The organism is Streptococcus sp. 68 (genome assembly GCF_013277415.1).
Taxonomy (GTDB): Bacteria; Bacillota; Bacilli; order Lactobacillales; family Streptococcaceae; genus Streptococcus.
In genome coordinates this window covers 228,331-248,270 of sequence record NZ_VMMX01000010.1, presented here as the reverse complement: position 1 = coordinate 248,270, position 19,940 = coordinate 228,331, and the positions used below count along the sequence as shown (strand labels likewise).

Sequence of the window (19,940 nt, the reverse complement as noted above, 5' to 3'; positions counted from 1 at the left end):
AGCTAATCACTAGCAACTATGGATATTAACGTGGGCTAAAAACGCCACCCAGATTCACCAGCTCTCTTATTTCAAGGAGCTAGGCTGATACAGTCTCCCAGACTTACTTACGGTCTTTATTTTTAGCGTCAGGCTAAAAACGTCCCCCGGACTTACCAGTTCTCTCTTATTTAAAGGAACTGGGGTAAAAATGTTCACTGAACATTTTTACTCCTCCATAAAGCTGTTGAAGACTTCTTCAATCATGTTCCATTCGTCTTCTGAGTCTTCGGGGATTGGTTGCAATTCGCCTTCTGTTCCATCTTCGTTTTCGATGAATGAGTAAGCTTGGATTTCAACTTGTCCGTCTTCGTCTTCTTCTGCGTTAACTGGTACTAGAAGAACATAGTTTTTACCAAATTCTTCTTTTCCGTCAATGGTCAAAAGGATTTCAAACAAGGTTTCATTTCCTTGCTCATCTACTAGTGTGATTAGTTCACGTTCTTCGTGGTCGTGGTTATGATCGTGTGACATAGCCTCTCCTTTATATTAAAATTTTCTATCTAAATAATTTTGTAAAATCAGCTGAGCTGCTAACTTATCAATGACTTTCTTGCGTTTATTGCGACTGATATCTGCTTGTTCAATCAACATGCGTTCCGCAGCAACTGTTGTCAAGCGTTCATCTTGATAGTCTACTGGTAAACCAAAAAGCTCTTCTAGCTTTGCTCCGTATGCTTGACTAGCTTCCACGCGCGGTCCGCTTGTATTGTTCATGTTTTTAGGCAAGCCCACTACAAATCGTTCCACCTTGTAAGTATCAACCAACTCCTTAACGCGGTCAAAACCAAATTGACCTTGTTCCTCATTGATTTGGATGATTTCAAGTCCTTGAGCTGTAAAACCAAGCGGGTCGCTAATGGCCACCCCTACCGTTTTTGAACCGACGTCCAATCCCATAATTCTCATAGGTTACAGATCGACTCCTTGTCCTTTAAGGTAGTAGCGGACCAATTCCTCAACGATCTCATCACGCTCATACTTACGGATTTGATTTCGTGCATTATTATAACGAGGAACGTAGGCAGGGTCTCCACTCAATACGTAGCCTACGATTTGGTTAATTGGGTTGTAGCCCTTATCGTTCAACGAAGCATAGACATCAGTCAAAGTTTCGCTAATTTCTTTTTTATTGGAATCGTCCAATTTAAAACGTACTGTTTCTTCAGTAAATCCCATTCTAACACCCTCTTTCCTTAGAATAGTACTATTATAGCATAATTCCTTACCTTCTACAATTCAGGCAGTCTATTTATTTGGATTTTCTATTGTTCTGTCGCACCATTTGCCAATCGGTCTGAAATATATTTGCTTGGTTCATTCTTCAAAAGATTTTCTAAACCAATGTTCTTCAAATATTCCAACTGGGAAGCCTTTTTGACGTCCAAAACTTGAAAATCAAAACTAGTCGTTGTTTGAAGTTCCGTTGCACTCAATAGTTTTGTTTCAAGCTTAAAGCCTGCCAATTTACGAGCTTCTATGATGGACTCATCCTTCTCCTCCGCCTCAAGGAGAGCTTTTTGAGTTTCTTCCACACCATGTTGGTCAATATAGGTCTTCAACTCATCTGAGACTGGACGCTTTTGTTGAATGGTTAGGCTCAAAAAAGTCTTGTCTTTATAAGTAATGGTTTGGGTTTGCTGGCTGCCATCATCTGACTTGGGCAAGACCAAAGTCTTTGTTACAACTGTGTTCTTCTCAGCATTTTCAATAACTGGCAATGCCGACTGAAGCGTATCCTTTTCTGTTTTTGTAGCTGGTCCAGTTTCTTTTTTCTGTCCGCAACCAACCAGGACAAAAAGGAAAGCTAGACTAACAAGAACAATTTTTTTCATTTCTTTCTTCTTTCTTTTTGAGATTAAAATAGAATAAGACTGGGAATTGCTCCCAGCCTTGATGTTTATAGAGCTGCACGCAAACGTGCTTCTGCATTTTCTACATTACGGACAGAGCGTGGTAGGAAGGCACGAATATCGTCTTCCTTGTAGCCAACTTGCAGACGTTTTTCATCCACAAGGATTGGGCTCTTTAAAATTCTCGGTGTTTCCATAATCAGATTGAGGACTTCATTGACACTCAAATCTTCAATATCCACTCCAAGGGCTTTGGCATAGCGATTTTTAGACGAAACGATGCTGGCTATTCCGTTATCTGTTTTTGTCAGAATATCCAGTAATTCTTCTCGCGTAATTCCTTCTTTACCAAGATTTTGTTCTTTATAACTTAACTGGTGGGCATTGAGCCAGGTTTTTGCTTTTTTACAGCTAGTACAACTTGAGACTGTATAAATTTTAATCATGTACCTACCCCTTTCGCTACATGTTACTATCAGTTTAGTCTATTATACCATAAAAAACATCCGACTTGCGACCTATTTTTAAATTTTTTTAACTTTTTTCGTCATTTTCGTACTTTTTTCTTGACAAAATGAAATTTACAGCCATTCGTTATATTTCTTGATATAGATTTTTTTCACAATTGTCACACTAATCATATACAAGATAATGATGAAAAGCAAAAAGATGAAATAAATCGGTTTTAAAGGAGTTAGATGAAGTAGGATTGCGAGTGGACTGTAGGGAAGGAAGGTCACAAAGGCTGCAGCCAATAAGGTTGTCACAAGGACTAGCCAAGCTGGACGACTTTGTAAAAAGGGAATTTTGGCTGAACGCAGCATATGGATAACCATGGTCTGTGACCACATGGACTCGATAAACCAACCTGTCTGAAACAAGACAATAAATCCTACGGCAGACTCCGCTCCATGAACATAAACTTGACCTGTTGTCATGGGTACAATGATAAAATAAAGCAAAATAAAGGTCAAAATATCAAAGGCAGAAGAGATAGGTCCCATCCAAATCATGAAACGTGTGATGGACTTGGCTTCCCAGGTATGCGGATTTCTCAAAAAATCTTTATCCACCTTGTCAAAAGGCAAGGCAATACAAGACAAATCATAGACTAGATTTAGGATAATCAAATGAACTGGTGCCATTGGTAAAAATGGCAAAAAGATTCCAGAGACCAATAGGGATAAGATATTTCCAAAATTAGAACTCACTGTCATTTTGATATATTTAGTCATATTGGCATAGACCTTACGCCCTTCAACCAGTCCTTTTTCAAGCACCATGAGATCCTTATCAAGTAGGATAACATCAGCCGTTTCTTTGGCAATATCTACTGCTGTATCAACAGAAATCCCCACATCTGCAACTTTCATAGAAGGAGCATCATTGATCCCATCTCCCATATAGCCTACAGCATGACCATTAGCCTTAAATTGCAAAATAATCCTCGCTTTTTGGTCAGGTGAAAGTTTGGCAAAGACGGTTACCTCCTCCACGGCTTGGGCCAATTCTTGATCACTCATCTGATCAATTTCAGATCCCAACAGCATCTGATTGATATCCAAACCAACCTTTTCACAGACTGCTTGGGTAACTTTTTCGTTGTCTCCCGTCAAAATCTTTGTTTGAACTCCATGTTCTAACAGAGCCTTAATTGCTGGTGCTGCAGATGGTTTAGGAGGGTCTAGGAATGCTAAATAACCAGTTAGAATCATATCCCCTTCGTCATCAACTGTATAGGCATGACCTTCCCTCAAACCTGACTTATAGGCCACTCCCAAGACACGCAAACCTTGTTGATTTAGTTGTCTGACTTCTGCTAAAATTTCTTCTCTAATAACATCTGTCAAAGGAGTAATCACTCCTTGGTATTCCGCATAACTGGAAATCGTCAACATTTCCTCTAGAGCACCCTTGGTTACCAAACTAACAACTTTGTGTTCATCCTTAACGATAACACTCATCCGTCTACGTTCAAAATCAAAGGGAAGCTCATCTATTTTTTGAAAAGTTTGAGCCAGATTTTGCAAGAGGGTGTGTTCTTTGGCTTCCTTTTCAGTCCGTTTGATGATGGCTCTGTCCATCAAATTTTTCAAGCCCGTTTGAAAATAAGAATTGAGATAAGCTCGTCTCAAGACGGTCAAATCCAAGCGTCCGTGGATGTCCAAGGGATATTCAAGGACAATTTCGTCTTGGGTTAGAGTTCCTGTCTTATCTGTACACAAAATATCAATCGCCCCTAAGTCCTGTATGGCATTGAGTTTCTTGATAACCACTTTTTCCTTGGCCATAATGATGGAGCCTTTTGCTAGACTGGCTGTGATAATCATAGGAAGCATCTCAGGTGTCAATCCAACACCAACACTCAAAGCAAATACGCCAGCTTCCAGCCAGTCACCATCTGTTAAACCATTGGACAAGAAAACGATGGGCACCATGACCAACATCAAACGAATCAAGAGCCACGAAATACTATTCATCTCCCGCTCAAACGAAGTAGGCTCGTCATAGGTGTTCAGAGTCTGCTCAATGGCTCCCATCATGGTATCATCACCAACTGCTAAAACCACGGCCTTGGCACTACCAGACAAGACATTGGTTCCCATAAAGGCGAGCGCTTCTGCTTCTAGCAGACTATCAGATTGTTGAACTGTTGCCTTGGTCAAGGCCAATTTTTCAACCGATTCACTTTCACCTGTCAAGCCCGACTGTTGTACAAAGAAATCGCGCGACTCAAATAAAAGAAGATCCGCTGGAATCATGTCTCCAGCACTTAATTTAACCACGTCACCCACTACCAAATCATCGATAGGTACTTCTTGGATTTCTCCTTGACGAATGACAGTCGCTGTGTTGACAATCATTTTTGATAGATTGGTCGCAGCCTTATCACTACGGAGTTCTTGGACAAAGCGTATGCCACCAGAAATGAGGACTAGGACAACGATGATAATGGAAGTTGTCGGATCTTCTTGACCTGGTTTTGCCAACCAGACATTGGTCACCAAGGAAATCACGGCGATGACCAGCAAGATAATTGTAAAAGGATTGATAATGGATTCGTAAATCTTTTTGAGGATACTGTCTTCTTGACCCTTTGTGATGGTATTTTCGCCATAGAGGTTACGATTTTGTTCGACCTGTTCCTCTGTCAAACCGTTTAAACTGGTATGATAAAAAGTTAGACTCTCGTCTAAAGGGACTTGAATAGCTGTTGCTAATCTTTCTTTTGTTGTTTTCATTGGTTTCTCCTATCTGTATGAATGATGTGTTTCATACACAGAGACCAATCACTTTATAAGGGCAGAACGACACAAATCAGCGATTGGCTGTGTATGTGCGGTTCCGGATGGTCGTCAATTTGCATCGTCTATCTCCTTTCTTTGATTTAAACAGTAGAAAATCCCACCATAAAATGGCAGGATTAAAAAACTAGTTATCTGTTTTTTCGTTCAAGCTTTAACTCCATAGGGCAATGTAATGAGCTTAGTCTTGGCCTTCGCGACCAGGACTGTTGACCAACGAGTAGTGTCTCCACTGCTTTGCGGTAGTCATCCGTATCCCTATGGTAGCCTCACCTACCGTTTTCGTTTTTCAGTATAAACCTTTAAAATTTAAAAGTCAATCATTTGAGTCGTTTAACTCTTAAATAACTATCAACTCTTTTGGAGCTAGGGTCAACAATTCACAACCTGTCTCTGTAATCAGAATATCATCCTCGATACGAACGCCATATTTGCCTTCAATATAAATACCCGGCTCGTCTGTCAAAGCCATACCTGCTTTAATAGTTTCTGTAGAAGTCTGGCTAAAGTATGGTTCCTCATGGATATCCAGTCCAATACCGTGTCCGATACCGTGGGTAAAGTAGTCGCCATAGCCTGCCTCGATGATAATATCACGAGGAATTTTGTCAAAGTCACGGAAACCTAAGCCAGCCTTAGCTTGGTCAATCAGAGCTTGGTTGGCTTTCAAAACCGTATTGTAAATCTCTGCCTGCTCGTCGCTAACATGTCCCAGATAGATAGTCCGGGTCATATCGCTGACATAGTGATCATAAAGGCAACCGAAGTCCATGGTAATGGCTTCTCCTAGCTCCACTGGTTTGTGCATAGGATGGGCATGGGGTTTGGAAGAGTTGATACCGCTAGCTAGAATTGTGTCAAAAGACAAGCCAGATGCTCCCAACTCACGCATGCGGAAGTCAAGGAAGTTGGCAATCTCAATTTCAGTCTTTCCTGGCTTAATAAAGTCAAGCGCATCGCGGAAAGCTTGATCTGAGATAGAACAAGCCTTACGAATAGCTGCAATCTCCGCTTCATCCTTAATCATACGAAGACCTTCAACAAACTGAGTTTGTGGAAGCAAGTCAATTCCTTCAAAGGCTGCCTGCATACGGTGGTAATAAGATACTGAAATCTCATCTTCAAAACCAATTCGAGACAAGCCCATGTCCTTAACAATTCCTGCAATGACAGCCAATTCATCACGGTCTGCCACAATCTCAAAGCCACTGGTTTCTTGCTTAGCTGCAATAATATAGCGAGAGTCTGTCACCAAGACCTGACGATCACGGCTGATAAAGACTGTTCCGTTTGAACCCCAAAAACCAGTCAAATAATAGACGTTTTTAAGGTTATTGATGATGATGCCATCTAGTTCTTTTTCTTGCATTTTAGCTAAAAATGCTTGTACACGTTTATTCATGATGTAACTTTCCTTTCAAATAGTGTCCTGTGTAGCTGGCTTCATTGGCCGCTACTTCTTCTGGAGTTCCTGTTGCGATGATGGTTCCACCGCCAACACCGCCCTCAGGACCCAAGTCGATGATATGGTCTGCTGTCTTAATGACATCCAGATTGTGCTCAATGACAAGAACTGTATTTCCATCGTCTACAAAGCGAGCCAAGACTTTAAGCAAGCGAGCGATATCCTCTGTATGGAGTCCTGTCGTCGGCTCATCCAGAATGTAGAAAGATTTTCCTGTCGAGCGTTTGTGGAGTTCGCTAGCCAACTTCATACGCTGAGCTTCTCCTCCAGAAAGGGTCGTAGCGGGTTGCCCTAGCGTTACATAGCCCAGCCCCACATCCTTGATGGTCTGAAGTTTGCGTTGAATCTTGGGAATGTGTTGGAAGAATTCCACCGCATCGTTGACGGTCATATCCAAGACCTGCGAGATATTCTTTTCCTTGTAGTGAACTTCTAGGGTTTCACTGTTGTAACGAGTCCCGTGGCAAACTTCACAGGCAACATAAACATCTGGCAAGAAGTGCATCTCAATCTTGATAATCCCGTCACCTGAGCAAGCTTCACAACGCCCACCCTTGACGTTGAAACTGAAACGCCCCTTCTTGTAGCCTCGAATCTTGGCTTCATTTGTTTGAGCAAAAAGGTCACGTATATCGTCAAAAACTCCTGTATAAGTAGCTGGGTTAGACCTTGGCGTTCGTCCGATTGGACTCTGGTCAATGTCAATCAAGCGGTCGACATGCTCAATCCCTGTAATCGTTTTAAACTTACCAGGTTTGTCTGAATTGCGGTTAAGCTTCTGGGCAATAGCTTTTTTGAGAATGCTATTGATTAGGGTTGATTTCCCTGAGCCTGATACCCCTGTAACGGCGATAAATTTTCCTAGTGGGAAGCGAGCTGTGACATTTTGCAAGTTATTCTCACGCGCACCTGTCACTTCGATAAAACGACCATTTCCCACACGGCGCTCTTCTGGTACTGGAATGGCACGTTTACCTGACAAGTACTGGCCTGTGATAGACTTGCTATTGCGAGCAACCTGCTTGGGCGTACCCGCAGCGACAATCTCTCCACCAAAAACACCGGCACCGGGACCAACGTCAATCAGATAATCAGCCTCACGCATGGTATCTTCGTCGTGTTCCACCACTATGAGGGTATTACCTAAATCACGCATTTTTTTCAGACTGGCAATCAGGCGGTCATTATCCCTCTGATGAAGACCGATTGACGGCTCGTCTAGGATATAGAGGACGCCTGATAGGTTGGAACCAATCTGAGTTGCCAAACGAATACGCTGACTTTCCCCACCTGAAAGGGTTCCTGCCGAACGTGACAGAGTCAGATAATTAAGACCCACGTTATTAAGGAAGGTCAAACGATCCTTGATTTCCTTGAGAATGGGACGAGCAATGATGGCTTCATTTTCAGACAAGGTTAGCTGGCTCACCAAGTCCAAGTGGTCTGCGATAGACAGGTCTGAAATTTCTCCGATATGTGGTCCTTGCTCACCACCTACACGGACAGACAAGGCCTGATCATTGAGACGATAGCCGTGACAAGTTCCGCAGGTCAGCTCATTCATGTAGAGACGCATCTGGGTGCGAGTGTAATCGCTGTTTGTCTCGTGATAACGACGCTTGATATTATTAACAACTCCCTCAAAAGGAATGTCAATATCGCGCACGCCACCAAATTCATTCTCATAGTGGAAATGGAATTCCTTACCATCAGATCCATAGAGAATCAAGTTCTTATCCTCTTCTGACAAGTCCTCAAAAGGCTTATCCATATCCACTCCAAAGGCTGTCATAGCCTGCTCTAGCATGTTTGGATAGTAGTTGGATGAGATAGGATTCCAAGGAGCTAAGGCTCCCTCACGTAAGGTTTTGCTGGCATCTGGTACCACCAAATCAGTATCCACCTCCAGCTTGATACCCAAACCATCACACTCACTACAAGAACCAAAAGGAGCATTGAATGAGAAGAGACGTGGCTCTAACTCTGGAACAGTAAAGCCACAAACTGGACAGGCATAATGCTCAGAGAACAACAACTCAGAGTCGTCCATAGTGTCGATAATGACATAACCTTCTGCAATACGAAGGGCAGCCTCAATGGAATCAAAGAGACGACTACGAATACCCTCCTTGATGACAATACGGTCAACCACGACATCAATATTGTGTTGCCTGCTCTTAGACAACTCTGGCACTTCGGTCACATCATAGACTTCACCATCCGCACGGACACGAACATAACCATCTTTCTGAACCTTCTCGATAACACTCTTATGTCGACCTTTTTTCTTGCGGATGACAGGGGCCAAAATCTGCAAGCGCTGGCGTTCTGGCAACCCCAAAACCTTATCAACGATTTGCTCCACAGAAGAAGCCTTGATAGCTCCATGCCCGTTGATACAGTAAGGCATCCCCACACGCGCGTAGAGGAGACGCAGATAGTCATTGATTTCAGTCGTTGTTCCCACCGTCGAGCGCGGATTTTTACTAGTCGTTTTCTGGTCGATGGAAATAGCTGGGCTGAGACCATCAATAGCATCCACATCAGGCTTCTCCATATTTCCCAAAAACTGACGAGCGTAGGCTGACAAACTCTCCACATAGCGACGTTGTCCCTCCGCATAGAGGGTATCAAAGGCCAGACTGGATTTCCCTGAACCTGACAAGCCTGTCACGACAACCAGCTTGTCTCGCGGAATCTCCACATCAATATTTTTTAAATTATGGGCACGCGCCCCATGAATGACAATTTTATCTTGCATCTTTGTTCTTTCTAGTCCATTATTGCTTACCATTATACCAAAAAAAGTGAGATTCTATTACCCAAAAAGCCGATTTTGTAGTATAATAGTACGGTGTGAAAAAATCTGAAAAATGAGAAAGGATAAGGGATATGAAACAAGTTTTTCTCTCTACAACAACTGAATTTAAAGAGATCGATACGCTTGAACCGGGTACTTGGATCAATCTCGTCAATCCGACTCAAAATGAATCACTCGAAATCGCTAACGCCTTCGATATCGATATTGCCGACCTTCGAGCACCGCTCGATGCGGAAGAAATGTCTCGTATTACGATTGAAGACGAGTATACCCTGATTATCGTTGACGTGCCGGTCACAGAAGAAAGAAATAACCGCACCTACTACGTCACCATCCCGCTTGGTATTATCATCACTGAGGAAACCATTATCACTACGTGTTTGGAACCTCTACCAGTCCTCGATGTCTTTATCAACCGTCGATTGCGTAATTTCTACACCTTCATGCGTTCGCGTTTTATCTTCCAGATTCTTTATCGCAATGCAGAGCTTTACCTAACAGCCCTTCGTTCAATTGACCGTAAGAGTGAACAAATCGAAAGTCAACTGCATCAATCAACTCGTAATGAAGAATTGATTGAGCTCATGGAATTGGAAAAAACCATCGTCTATTTCAAGGCCTCCCTCAAAACAAATGAGCGCGTGATTAAGAAATTGACCAGCTCAACCAGCAATATCAAGAAATACCTTGAGGACGAAGACCTGCTTGAAGATACCCTGATTGAAACCCAACAGGCCATCGAGATGGCAGACATTTATGGAAACGTCTTGCATTCTATGACAGAGACCTTTGCCTCTATCATTTCCAACAACCAGAACAACATCATGAAAACCTTGGCCCTTGTGACCATCGTTATGTCCATCCCAACCATGGTCTTCTCTGCCTACGGGATGAACTTTAAGGATAATGAAATCCCCCTAAACGGAGAGCCAAATGCCTTCTGGTTAATCGTCTTTATCGCCTTTGCTATGAGTGTCTCGCTCACTCTCTATCTCATCCATAAAAAATGGTTCTAAGAGGAGTTCCTATGTCTCAGATTGATCTACAAAAATTAACAAAGAAAAACCAAGAGTTTGTCCACATCGCTACCCAACAATTCATCAAAGATGGGAAAACAGACGCTGAAATCAAAACTATTTTTGAGGAAGTTATTCCCCAAATCCTTGAGGAGCAAGCCAAAGGTACGACTGCTCGCTCCCTCTATGGCGCACCAACTCACTGGGCTCATAGCTTCACTGTCAAAGAGCAGTACGAAAAAGAGCATCCAAAAGAAAATGATGATCCAAAACTCATGATTATGGATTCAGCCCTTTTCATCACTAGCCTCTTCGCCCTCGTCAGCGCCCTCACAACCTTCTTCTCAGCAGATCAGGCTATCGGTTACGGTTTGATTACCCTCCTGCTAGTTGGACTGGTTGGTGGATTTGCCTTCTACTTGATGTACTACTTCGTTTACCAATACTACGGGCCTGATATGGACCGCAGTCAACGTCCACCTTTCTGGAAATCTGTACTAGTTATCCTAGCTTCTATGTTCCTTTGGTTGCTTGTCTTCTTTGCAACAAGCTTCCTACCAGCTAGCCTTAACCCAGTACTTGCTCCATTGCCGCTGGCTATTATCGGAGCATCCCTCCTAGCCCTTCGCTTCTATCTAAAGAAACGCTTGAACATCCGCAGCGCAAGTGCAGGACCAACACGTTATTAAGAAGAATGATAAAAGCAACTGCAGGTGCGGTTGCTTTTTCACTTACTTTTTTGATTTTAAAGTATTCTTCTGACATCCCACATAGCTCTATCTAATCTTTTGTGATAAAATAGGCTCAATCTATTTCTAGGAGGATAAAATATGATTTCTACTATTGGTATTGTTAGTTTATCTAGTGGCATTATCGGAGAGGACTTTGTCAAACACGAAGTGGACCTAGGTGTCCAACGTCTCAAGGACCTGGGACTCAATCCTATCTTTTTGCCCCATTCGCTAAATGGATTAGACTTTATCAAGAACCATCCTGAAGCTCGTGCAGAGGATTTGATTCATGCCTTTTCTGATGATAGCATCGATATGATCCTATGTGCCATCGGTGGAGACGATACCTATCGCTTACTACCTTATCTTTTTGAAAATGACCAACTCCAAAAGGTTATCAAACAAAAAATTTTTCTTGGCTTCTCGGATACAACCATGAACCATCTCATGTTGCATAAACTAGGAATCAAGACTTTTTATGGTCAATCCTTCTTAGCAGACATTTGTGAATTAGACAAAGAAATGCTGACCTATAGCTTTCACTACTTTAAAGAATTGATTGAGACTGGAAGAATTTCAGAAATCCGCCCTAGCAATGTTTGGTATGAGGAACGAACGGATTTTAGTCCCAAGGCTCTGGGGACACATCGTATCAGTCATGCAAATACTGGTTTTGAATTATTGCAAGGAAATGCCCGGTTCGAGGGAAAAATCCTCGGTGGTTGCCTCGAATCCCTCTACGATATCTTTGACAACTCTCGATACGCAGATAGCACGGAGCTCTGCCAAAAATACAAACTTTTCCCTGACTTGTCAGACTGGGAAGGAAAGATCCTCTTGCTAGAGACAAGCGAAGAAAAGCCTGAGCCGGAAGACTTCAAAAAGATGTTGCGGACTTTAAAGGACACTGGCATATTCGCGGTCATCAGTGGACTCCTGGTCGGAAAACCTATGGATGAAACTTTCTATGGCGACTATAAAGAGGCACTATTGGATATTATTGACAGCAATATCCCGATTCTCTATAATCTAAATGTTGGCCACGCAACTCCAAGAGCAATTATCCCCTTTGGCGTCCATGCCCATGTAGATGCACAGGAGCAAGTCATTCGCTTTGACTATAACAAAAAATAAATAGTTTCTCTATTTTTGTGCTTTTGTATTCGTTTTCGTTACAATTTGTATCTGAATTTATTGCATTTCGCTAATTTCTATGTTATCCTTTTGAAGGAGGTGTATATGACAAAACAAAAAATTAATCGAATCGTAGGTTCTATTGGTGCCTTTATTGGAATTATAGTATTTATTGCCTACATACCTCAAATTATCGCTAATTTACAGGGAAATAAAGCTCAACCATTTCAACCTTTATCAGCTGCTATATCTTGCTTAATCTGGGTTATTTATGGATGGACAAAGGAACCTAAGAAGGATTGGATACTAATCATTCCAAATTCAGCTGGTGTTATTTTAGGTGGAATCACTTTTTTGACTTCACTCTAACAAATCTAATAGTATATATAAAAAGCTGGGAAAAGTTTCTCAGCTTTTTTCTATATTCTATTCTCAGATATGCGAGTTACCTGTACACACTAATGACCGCTTTTCCACTCACAATCGTTCTCATGGTCATCAACCAGGCCTGCAGCCTGTAGAAAAGACAAGACGGCGACTGGGCCTGTGAACTTGAAGCCTCGTTTTTTGAGATCTTTGGCTAATTTCTCAGATAAGGGGGTTTTAGCTGGGGCTTGGCGGTAATCGGGAACATCGTTAACGATCGTTTTCCCCTCAACAAAGGACCAAAGATAGGCATCAAAAGAGCCATAGTCTTCCTGTAGTCGTAAAAAGGCTTGGGCGTTAGTGCGTGTAGCAAAAATCTTGGCTCTATTTCGAATGATGGATGGATTATCCAGCAAGGCTTCCAATTCAGTGTCGGTCATCTCTGCGACCGCTTGAATTTGATAGCTATGAAAGGCTTCTCGGAAAGCTTGGCGTTTGTTGAGTACCGTTTCCCAAGACAGGCCTGCCTGATAGGTTTCCATACACAACAACTCAAACAATGCTTGGTCATCATGGAGGGGCTGGCCCCACTCCTCATCATGATAGGCAATGTAGAGCGGATTGGTCATCTTGACCCACGAACAACGTTTTGTCATGCTCTGCTCCTATTTGACCAACATTTTAAGGGCCGACTTGATATAGTTCTCAGCTGTATCTGTCGTTCCTTCAAAGAATTTTTTGATTTTCTTGAGTTCGGTCGCCTTGTAGCCCAGTGCCAACATAGCTTCCATAGCTTCTTCCAATTCTTGGTTTTCAGCGCTGGTTTGCACTGCCACCTTGGCAGGCAGGTCATCTCCTGCAACTACTACCTTGCCTTCCAAGTCCAACACCATCTGTTGGGCTGTTTTCTTGCCAATTTTAGGGAACTTGGTCAAGTAGTTGATGTTCTTGGTTTCAATTGCTTGAACCAAGCCAGCATTGTCATCGGCAGCGATAATAGCAAGAGCTGATACAGGACCAATCCCAGAGACCGAAATCAGACTAAGAAAGAGCTTTTTCTCGTCTTCTGAGCGAAATCCATAAAGCAGATGAGCGTCCTCACGCACAACCTGATGCGCATAAATTTGAGCCTCTTGATTGACCTGACCTGAATAAGCATAGGGATTGGCCACATGCAAAATATAACCGATACCATTGGTTTCAAGAACAATGTATTTAGCAGTGATTTTGGTAATGATTCCTTTTAAATATTCGTACATAGTTTTCCTTTTAGTTTAATATTTCCCCAACTCACGGAGACTGGTGTGATTTTCCTGAATGCGTCGGAACATCTTTTCCATATCCGACTTAGTAAAATGCACCAAAACAGGACGTCCGTGAGGACAGTTGTAGGGATTGTCACATTGAGAAAGTTGATAGAGGAGTTGCCTAGCTGAGTGGTCATCGATACGGTGATTGGCCTTAATAGACCGTTTGCAGGACATCATGATAGCCAGCTCTGCTCGGTATTTCTTGATAGAAACTTCCTTGGTCAAAAGGAGCATGTCACACATTTCATAGATTCCTGACTCAATCTCCTCCTCTGCCATCCAAATAGGATGTTCACGTAGGATAAATTGATTCTCCCCGTACTCTGCTAGAAAGACGCCCACTTCCTCTAAAAGCGCCATTCTTTCCTTGAGCCGAAGGGCATCATCCGCTGGAAATTCAAAGATATAGGGCACTAGGAGTTGCTGCTGGCTCTGGTCAACATTGCCAATGCTTTCACGGTACTCCTCGTACTTAACCCGTTCCTGAGCCGCATGTTGGTCTATGATGTAGAGCCCATCTCGCCCTTGGGCAAAGAGATAGGTTCCATGCATCTGTCCGAAAAATTCCAACTCTGGGAAGCTGGATGATTCTTCTCGCTCCAGCTTGTCATAGGCCTTATCAAGACTCGCAAGGTCTAACTCTGGGTGATCTAGCTGGTCGTAGTTAGCAGGCTTTCTCTCTGCAAAATGCAGTTTAGCTGGCTTGGTCAATTGATCTAAGGTTTCCTTGGCAAACAAAGTCAAGTCTTGCCCTTCCTCAGTCAATTCCACCTGATAATCAGCCACCTCAGCTTGACTAGGTCTTGTAGGCTCAGTTTTCTCATAGTAGAGCGTATTTTCTTTGAGTGGGAGAATAGTTTGCTCCACCTTCTCACGATTGCGCACGGTCGATTTGGCAAGATTTTCCAAGGCATCAGGTATCAAGGTTTGTTCCTTGAGACTATTAGAAATAGCTTCTGAGACCAGCGTCATCAGTTCTTTTTTCTTGGAAATCCGCACCTCTTGCTTGGTTGGATGCACATTGACATCCGCTAGATAGGGGTCGATATGAATGTGAATGACAGCTAGTGGAAAACGGCCTACCATGAGCTTACTTCCGTAACCATCTAAAATAGCACGATTGAGTAAAAAGTTCTTGATATAACGGCCATTGATGAAGAGACTGATATAGTTGCGGTTGGCTCTAGTTAACTCAGGCAAGGACACAAAGCCAGAAATTTCGAAATCAAGGTCAGAATTCTCAATTTCAATCATCTTCTTGGCGCTAGCTAAACCATAAATCCCTGCGATTGCTTGTCGCAGTTGACCAGTCCCTGCTGTTCGCGTCATTTCCTTGCCATCACTGATCAAACTAAAAGAAATCTCAGGATGGGCTAAACCCAGACGATTAACAATATCAATGATATGAGACAACTCTGCTTGCTGGCTCTTCATATACTTGAGGCGGGCAGGTGTGTTGAAAAAGAGGTCCTCCACACAAACCTTGGTTCCCACAGGACTAGTCGCTGGAATGATTTCTTCTACTTCTCCTCCACGAGCGACTAACTTGGTTCCATGACTAGCACTATCCACCGCCGTCAACAAAGTCAAGACACTAACAGACGCAATAGAAGGCAAGGCTTCACCACGAAAACCAAGCGTCCGAATCCGAAAGAGATCTGCTTGATTTTTTATCTTACTGGTCGCATGACGACGCAAGGCCAATTCCACCTCATCGTGAGCAATTCCATGACCATTATCTGTGATTTGAATCTTCTTGAGACCAGCTTCCTCAATCTCAACGATAATCTGACTAGAGCCCGCGTCAATGGCGTTTTCTACCAGCTCCTTAACAACACTAGCTGGACGCTCGATAACCTCTCCAGCTGCAATCTGGTTTGCCAGCACCTCTGGCAATTCAATAATATGAGACATCTTTCAGCCCCTTTCTGTATCTATTTTCCTAGAAATTGATTAGTGCTATTATACCATATTTCAGATAGGACAGAAAAGCTCCACCACATAGGAGCCAAATCCCTCCACATAGACAAAGTACCTTGCCAGGTCTCCTAAAATAGTGTTTAATAAAGATATACAGGAAGTGATCACAACCTTGTATAACTGAAAAGGAGAGAAATTTATGAAAGTAGAACTACAGATTAGTGAAACTTACGAAGAGGAAAAGCTGATTGTTCAAGCACCTCAGCCGACAGATAAAGTCCAGAAAGTCATCGATTTCGCAGAAAATCTTGACCGAAAAGAAACAATCAAAGGAAAAATCGATGATCAGGTCTATCTCGTTGAGATTGGTAAGATACAACGCTTCTATATCGAGAATCGAAAGGTTCTAGCAGAAACCGCGAGTCAGACCTACAACATTGATTTACGGCTCTATCAGGTCCTTGAACTTTTGCCAAGCAATTTTATCCAAATTTCCCAATCAGAAATCATCAATATCAACTCCATCTCTCATCTCAAGCTCACGCCCAACGGTCTAGTAGAAATCTTTCTAAAAAACGAAAGTTTCACCTACTCTTCACGTCGTTACCTAAAAACCATCAAGGAGAAATTAGAACTATGAAAAAACAAGTATTTCACGATGCAGCTGCCGGTGTCCTCATCGGCCTCATCCTCTCTATCATCTTTTCATTCATCTACGCCCCAAACACCTACGCCCCACTAAGTCCCGAGTCTCTGATCGGACAAGTGATGGTGCAACATCAGGTTCACGGTGCCTTGGTCTTGCTCTACTGCACACTTATTTGGGCAGCTATCGGTATTCTCTTCAACTTTGGAAAGCGATTATTCAGCCGTGATTGGAGCTTGCTCCGTGCAACTCTGACTCATTTTTTCCTCATGCTAGTAGGCTTTATCCCACTAGCAACTCTGGCTGGTTGGTTCCCCTTCCACTGGTTCTTCTATCTCCAGCTCATCCTTGAGTTTGCGATTGTCTACCTTATCATTTGGACTATTTCCTATAAAAGAGCATCAAAAAAAGTAGACCATATCAATCAACTCTTGAAGCATAAAAAGTAAGAACCTCATAATAAGCAAATCCGAGAAAGAGACTTCTCGGTTTTTCTTTATCCTGCTGTACCTTACTATCATAGCAGTTATTTTCAGATCTTCTTTGTAAATTTTCTGTAATTTTCTATCTTTTTTCAAAATATTCTTGCATTTTCCCAAAGTTTTTTGTAGAATATAGATTACATATCCAGATTATTCTGAAAATTCAAAAAGGAGTATTTATCATGTCGCAAGCTATTTCCTTAAATCAATCAACCTGGACAAGTAAACTAAAAGCAATGGGGCCTGGAATCCTAATGGCTTCTGCCGCTGTTGGCGGTTCCCACATTGTATCCTCAACTCAAGCTGGCGGTTCTTACGGTTGGTCTCTACTTCTCTTGGTTATCTTAGCCAATGTCTTTAAATATCCATTTTTCCGTTTTGGTGCTGAATACACCGCTGATACTGGAAAGACTTTGGTTGAAGGTTATGCCGAAAAAGGAAAACTCTATCTCTGGATTTTCTTTATCCTAAATGTCTTTTCGGCTATGGTCAACACAGCTGGTGTCGCCATTCTGTGCTCAGCTATCATCGCCAGTGCCTTCCCAATGATTGGACTTAGCATCACTCAGTGGTCCCTCATTCTCGTTGCCATCATTTGGGCTATGCTACTCTTTGGAGGCTACAAACTTTTAGACGGCATGGTCAAATGGATTATGTCTGCTTTGACCATTGCAACTGTTCTTGCAGTTATCATCGCAGCGGTCAAGCATCCAGAATACAGTTCTGATTTTGTCGAGAAGACACCTTGGCAAATGGCAGCTCTGCCCTTCATCGTCTCCCTCCTAGGATGGATGCCAGCTCCTATTGAAATTTCAGCTATCAATTCACTTTGGTCTGCTGAAAAGAAAAAGACCGTCAACTTTAACACAGAGGACGCTCTGTTTGACTTTAACACTGGTTATATTGGAACAGCTATTCTAGCCGTCTTCTTTGTGGCACTGGGAGCACTTATTCAGTATCCTACAGGGCAGGCGGTTGAAGCTGCTTCAGCCAAATACATCTCTCAATTCGTGGGCATGTATGCCTCTGTTCTTGGCGAATGGTCCCGTTACTTGATTACCTTTATTGCTTTCCTCTGTATCTTTGGAACAGTTATCACTGTTATCGATGGCTATTCTCGCGTCAATCAGGAATCTCTCCGACTGCTAATCAGTCAAAAAGAAGACAATCGTAAATCTTTGAACATCTGGATGACCATCACTGCTATCATCGGTATCGTCATTATCAAGTTCTTCGCCGGTCAGGTTTCGACCATGCTCCGCTTTGCCATGATTGGTTCTTTCCTGACAACACCATTCTTCGCTCTTTTGAATTACGCCTTGGTAACGCATGAAAACAAAAATCTTCCTTCTTGGCTCAAACACCTTGCCATTGCAGGATTGATTTTCCTCTTTGGCTTCGCCATCTTCTTTATCTACGCACTCGCAATCGGAAAAGCAGGTTAACTGACAAGCGCGAGATGAAGATAATACTCTTCGCAAATCAAATTCAAACCACGTCAACGTCGCCTTGCCGTACTCAAGTACAGCCTGCGGCTAGTTTCCTAGTTTGCTCTTTGATTTTCATTGAGTATAAGGTTTCATTTCAAGAGAAAATTCAGCAAATATTTCTATGATAAAAAGCATAAGAACAAGGTTTTGAATACCTGAACTTATGCTTTTTTATGTTCTTAAAAACTATTTATACTCAAAAAAAACAGTTGAAAAATCCCAAACGCCTCTTATATTGATTTTAATTCTCCTTTTCCAACTCATACAAATCTGCGATAATAGCTGCGACACGTTTGATGTCTTCCAGCATGCCTCGCATTTCAAAGTCAGCCAATACAGGGAAGCCAAAACGTTGACTGTATTGCTTGGCTGTCAGGCAGTATTGGTTATTAAAGTTACGATTCCCTGAACCAACCACACCAAAACACTTACTAGCATTGTCACCATAGGCGATAAAATCCCCAACGGGTGTCGTCAAAATCTCGACATCTCCATTATCCACGCCATTCCCACCTTCGAGATAGGTCGGCAAAAAAGCGACGTAAGGGTGGTCCATTTCATAGAAATCATGACCTTCCTTGACCAAATCCTTGATATGAATCTTTTGGACTTCAATCCCCTCGTACTGGGACAAGAGATAATCTTTCAAGCGCGTCACAAAACTTTCAGTGTTGCCACTCAAACTAATATAAACTAAAGAAATTGTCTTCATATGTACCTCCATGATTTTATTTTTAATCGAAAAAGAACTACCAAGATTGTATCTTGATAGTTCTTTTTTGTCAATACTTAGGCAAGATTTTCTGCTTCCTCTTCTTCTGCCAAGGCTTTCTGCTGACGCCACATCTTATAGAAGACAAGAGCTAGGAAGAGAACATTGATGACGATATAGAAAATGCTGACAGCTTTTGAACCAATACTCATTGTCAAACGCATGCTCTCATCTTGAACCAACTGCACAGCGTCCTGTAAACCAACATAGCCATAAATCGAACCGATAATAGCTAACAAAACATAGCCAACGTAAGTATAGTTTGCATATTGCAAATTCTTACGAATAAGGAAGACAATCGCTACGACCACTAAAATAGCAGATAGCACAATCAAGGCCATATTAAAAATAGAATGATACGCTTCTGCTACTCCATAGTTGTAATTAAGCTGGTCTTCTAATTGCTGAGCACTGACCCCTGCAACTTGTTTCTGAGCGGCACGAAGAGCTTCTTTGCTAGGTAAGGGACTCAACATTCCAAACAGAGACATTGCTGAAATAAGAGCAGACAAGATTAGCAAGACCCATAGATAAATCGGTTTCTTTTTCATGATAGAACCTCCTAATAATATTATTCATATTATAGCACA

20 protein-coding genes and 1 riboswitch are annotated in these 19,940 nt (G+C 42.3%); of the genes, 7 read left to right on the top strand and 13 right to left on the bottom strand.

What is annotated here, in order from left to right; all coding sequences use genetic code 11:
- Positions 1 to 207: 207 nt before the first annotated feature.
- From HT720_RS05945 to uvrA, 8 genes are all read right to left on the bottom strand, one after another.
- Positions 208 to 513, bottom strand: a complete 306-nt coding sequence (locus HT720_RS05945; protein ID WP_000017620.1) for a DUF1292 domain-containing protein — start codon at positions 511 to 513, stop codon at positions 208 to 210.
- 15 nt (positions 514 to 528) lie between these two features.
- Entirely contained in the window at positions 529 to 948 is a 420-nt protein-coding gene (gene ruvX / locus HT720_RS05940; RefSeq protein ID WP_004239076.1) for a Holliday junction resolvase RuvX, read from the bottom strand.
- A 3-nt stretch (positions 949 to 951) separates the two neighbouring features.
- Positions 952 to 1,218: an IreB family regulatory phosphoprotein gene (locus HT720_RS05935; RefSeq protein WP_000507059.1), complete on the bottom strand. Its 267-nt coding sequence runs from the start codon at positions 1,216 to 1,218 to the stop codon at positions 952 to 954.
- Positions 1,219 to 1,304: 86 nt separating this feature from the next.
- The gene (locus tag HT720_RS05930) at positions 1,305 to 1,874 is read right to left on the bottom strand and encodes an SP0191 family lipoprotein (RefSeq protein ID WP_004269739.1); all 570 of its coding nucleotides are present in this window, start codon (positions 1,872 to 1,874) and stop codon (positions 1,305 to 1,307) included.
- A 65-nt stretch (positions 1,875 to 1,939) separates the two neighbouring features.
- The gene (gene spx, locus HT720_RS05925) at positions 1,940 to 2,338 is read right to left on the bottom strand and encodes a transcriptional regulator Spx (protein ID WP_000591165.1); all 399 of its coding nucleotides are present in this window, start codon (positions 2,336 to 2,338) and stop codon (positions 1,940 to 1,942) included.
- 135 nt (positions 2,339 to 2,473) lie between these two features.
- Positions 2,474 to 5,134, bottom strand: a complete 2,661-nt coding sequence (mgtA, locus tag HT720_RS05920; protein WP_173274961.1) for a magnesium-translocating P-type ATPase — start codon at positions 5,132 to 5,134, stop codon at positions 2,474 to 2,476.
- A 194-nt stretch (positions 5,135 to 5,328) separates the two neighbouring features.
- A riboswitch (M-box (ykoK) riboswitch) is annotated at positions 5,329 to 5,480 on the bottom strand.
- A 57-nt stretch (positions 5,481 to 5,537) separates the two neighbouring features.
- The gene (locus HT720_RS05915) at positions 5,538 to 6,599 is read right to left on the bottom strand and encodes a Xaa-Pro peptidase family protein (protein ID WP_061758925.1); all 1,062 of its coding nucleotides are present in this window, start codon (positions 6,597 to 6,599) and stop codon (positions 5,538 to 5,540) included.
- The gene (gene uvrA / locus HT720_RS05910; protein WP_173274960.1) at positions 6,592 to 9,423 is read right to left on the bottom strand and encodes an excinuclease ABC subunit UvrA; all 2,832 of its coding nucleotides are present in this window, start codon (positions 9,421 to 9,423) and stop codon (positions 6,592 to 6,594) included. Before uvrA ends, HT720_RS05915 begins: the two co-directional genes overlap by 8 nt.
- A 131-nt stretch (positions 9,424 to 9,554) precedes the next feature.
- Here uvrA and HT720_RS05905 point away from each other — a divergent pair, with 131 nt between their 5' ends.
- The 4 genes from HT720_RS05905 (at position 9,555) to HT720_RS05890 (ending at position 12,733) form a co-directional block, all read left to right on the top strand.
- Positions 9,555 to 10,499 (top strand): magnesium transporter CorA family protein, encoded by a 945-nt coding sequence (locus HT720_RS05905; protein WP_000815623.1) that lies wholly within the window; start codon positions 9,555 to 9,557, stop codon positions 10,497 to 10,499.
- An 11-nt stretch (positions 10,500 to 10,510) separates the two neighbouring features.
- Positions 10,511 to 11,188 carry a DUF1129 domain-containing protein gene (locus tag HT720_RS05900; RefSeq protein WP_173274959.1) on the top strand — a complete coding sequence of 226 codons (678 nt, stop codon included), beginning with the start codon at positions 10,511 to 10,513 and terminating at the stop codon, positions 11,186 to 11,188.
- Positions 11,189 to 11,329: 141 nt separating this feature from the next.
- A complete protein-coding gene (locus HT720_RS05895) occupies positions 11,330 to 12,364 on the top strand; it encodes a S66 peptidase family protein (RefSeq protein ID WP_173274958.1) in 1,035 nt (344 codons plus the stop codon).
- 105 nt (positions 12,365 to 12,469) lie between these two features.
- Positions 12,470 to 12,733, top strand: a complete 264-nt coding sequence (locus HT720_RS05890) for a SemiSWEET family transporter (RefSeq protein ID WP_000166114.1) — start codon at positions 12,470 to 12,472, stop codon at positions 12,731 to 12,733.
- An 89-nt stretch (positions 12,734 to 12,822) separates the two neighbouring features.
- Here HT720_RS05890 and HT720_RS05885 read toward each other — a convergent pair whose 3' ends face one another.
- From HT720_RS05885 to mutL, 3 genes are read right to left on the bottom strand one after another with little or no spacing between them, the layout of a single operon-like run.
- Positions 12,823 to 13,386: a DNA-3-methyladenine glycosylase I gene (locus HT720_RS05885; RefSeq protein WP_000166599.1), complete on the bottom strand. Its 564-nt coding sequence runs from the start codon at positions 13,384 to 13,386 to the stop codon at positions 12,823 to 12,825.
- 9 nt (positions 13,387 to 13,395) lie between these two features.
- Positions 13,396 to 13,989, bottom strand: coding sequence for a Holliday junction branch migration protein RuvA (ruvA, locus tag HT720_RS05880; RefSeq protein WP_173274957.1), 594 nt, complete (start codon positions 13,987 to 13,989; stop codon positions 13,396 to 13,398).
- A 15-nt stretch (positions 13,990 to 14,004) separates the two neighbouring features.
- Entirely contained in the window at positions 14,005 to 15,954 is a 1,950-nt protein-coding gene (mutL, locus tag HT720_RS05875) for a DNA mismatch repair endonuclease MutL (RefSeq protein WP_173274956.1), read from the bottom strand.
- A gap of 205 nt (positions 15,955 to 16,159) precedes the next feature.
- Between mutL and HT720_RS05870 the strand changes: the two genes are divergently transcribed.
- The 3 genes from HT720_RS05870 to HT720_RS05860 all read left to right on the top strand — a co-directional run bounded on the left by HT720_RS05870 (position 16,160) and on the right by HT720_RS05860 (position 18,533).
- Entirely contained in the window at positions 16,160 to 16,600 is a 441-nt protein-coding gene (locus HT720_RS05870) for a LytTR family DNA-binding domain-containing protein (protein WP_173274955.1), read from the top strand.
- Positions 16,597 to 17,055: a DUF3021 domain-containing protein gene (locus HT720_RS05865; RefSeq protein ID WP_173274954.1), complete on the top strand. Its 459-nt coding sequence runs from the start codon at positions 16,597 to 16,599 to the stop codon at positions 17,053 to 17,055. Before HT720_RS05870 ends, HT720_RS05865 begins: the two co-directional genes overlap by 4 nt.
- 215 nt (positions 17,056 to 17,270) lie before the next feature.
- Positions 17,271 to 18,533 (top strand): NRAMP family divalent metal transporter, encoded by a 1,263-nt coding sequence (locus tag HT720_RS05860; protein ID WP_173274953.1) that lies wholly within the window; start codon positions 17,271 to 17,273, stop codon positions 18,531 to 18,533.
- A gap of 286 nt (positions 18,534 to 18,819) precedes the next feature.
- On the opposite strand, the gene nrdI is transcribed toward HT720_RS05860, so the two are convergent.
- The gene (gene nrdI, locus HT720_RS05855) at positions 18,820 to 19,290 is read right to left on the bottom strand and encodes a class Ib ribonucleoside-diphosphate reductase assembly flavoprotein NrdI (protein ID WP_049539619.1); all 471 of its coding nucleotides are present in this window, start codon (positions 19,288 to 19,290) and stop codon (positions 18,820 to 18,822) included.
- A 77-nt stretch (positions 19,291 to 19,367) separates the two neighbouring features.
- Positions 19,368 to 19,901, bottom strand: a complete 534-nt coding sequence (locus HT720_RS05850) for a hypothetical protein (protein ID WP_000729015.1) — start codon at positions 19,899 to 19,901, stop codon at positions 19,368 to 19,370.
- Positions 19,902 to 19,940: the final 39 nt, after the last annotated feature.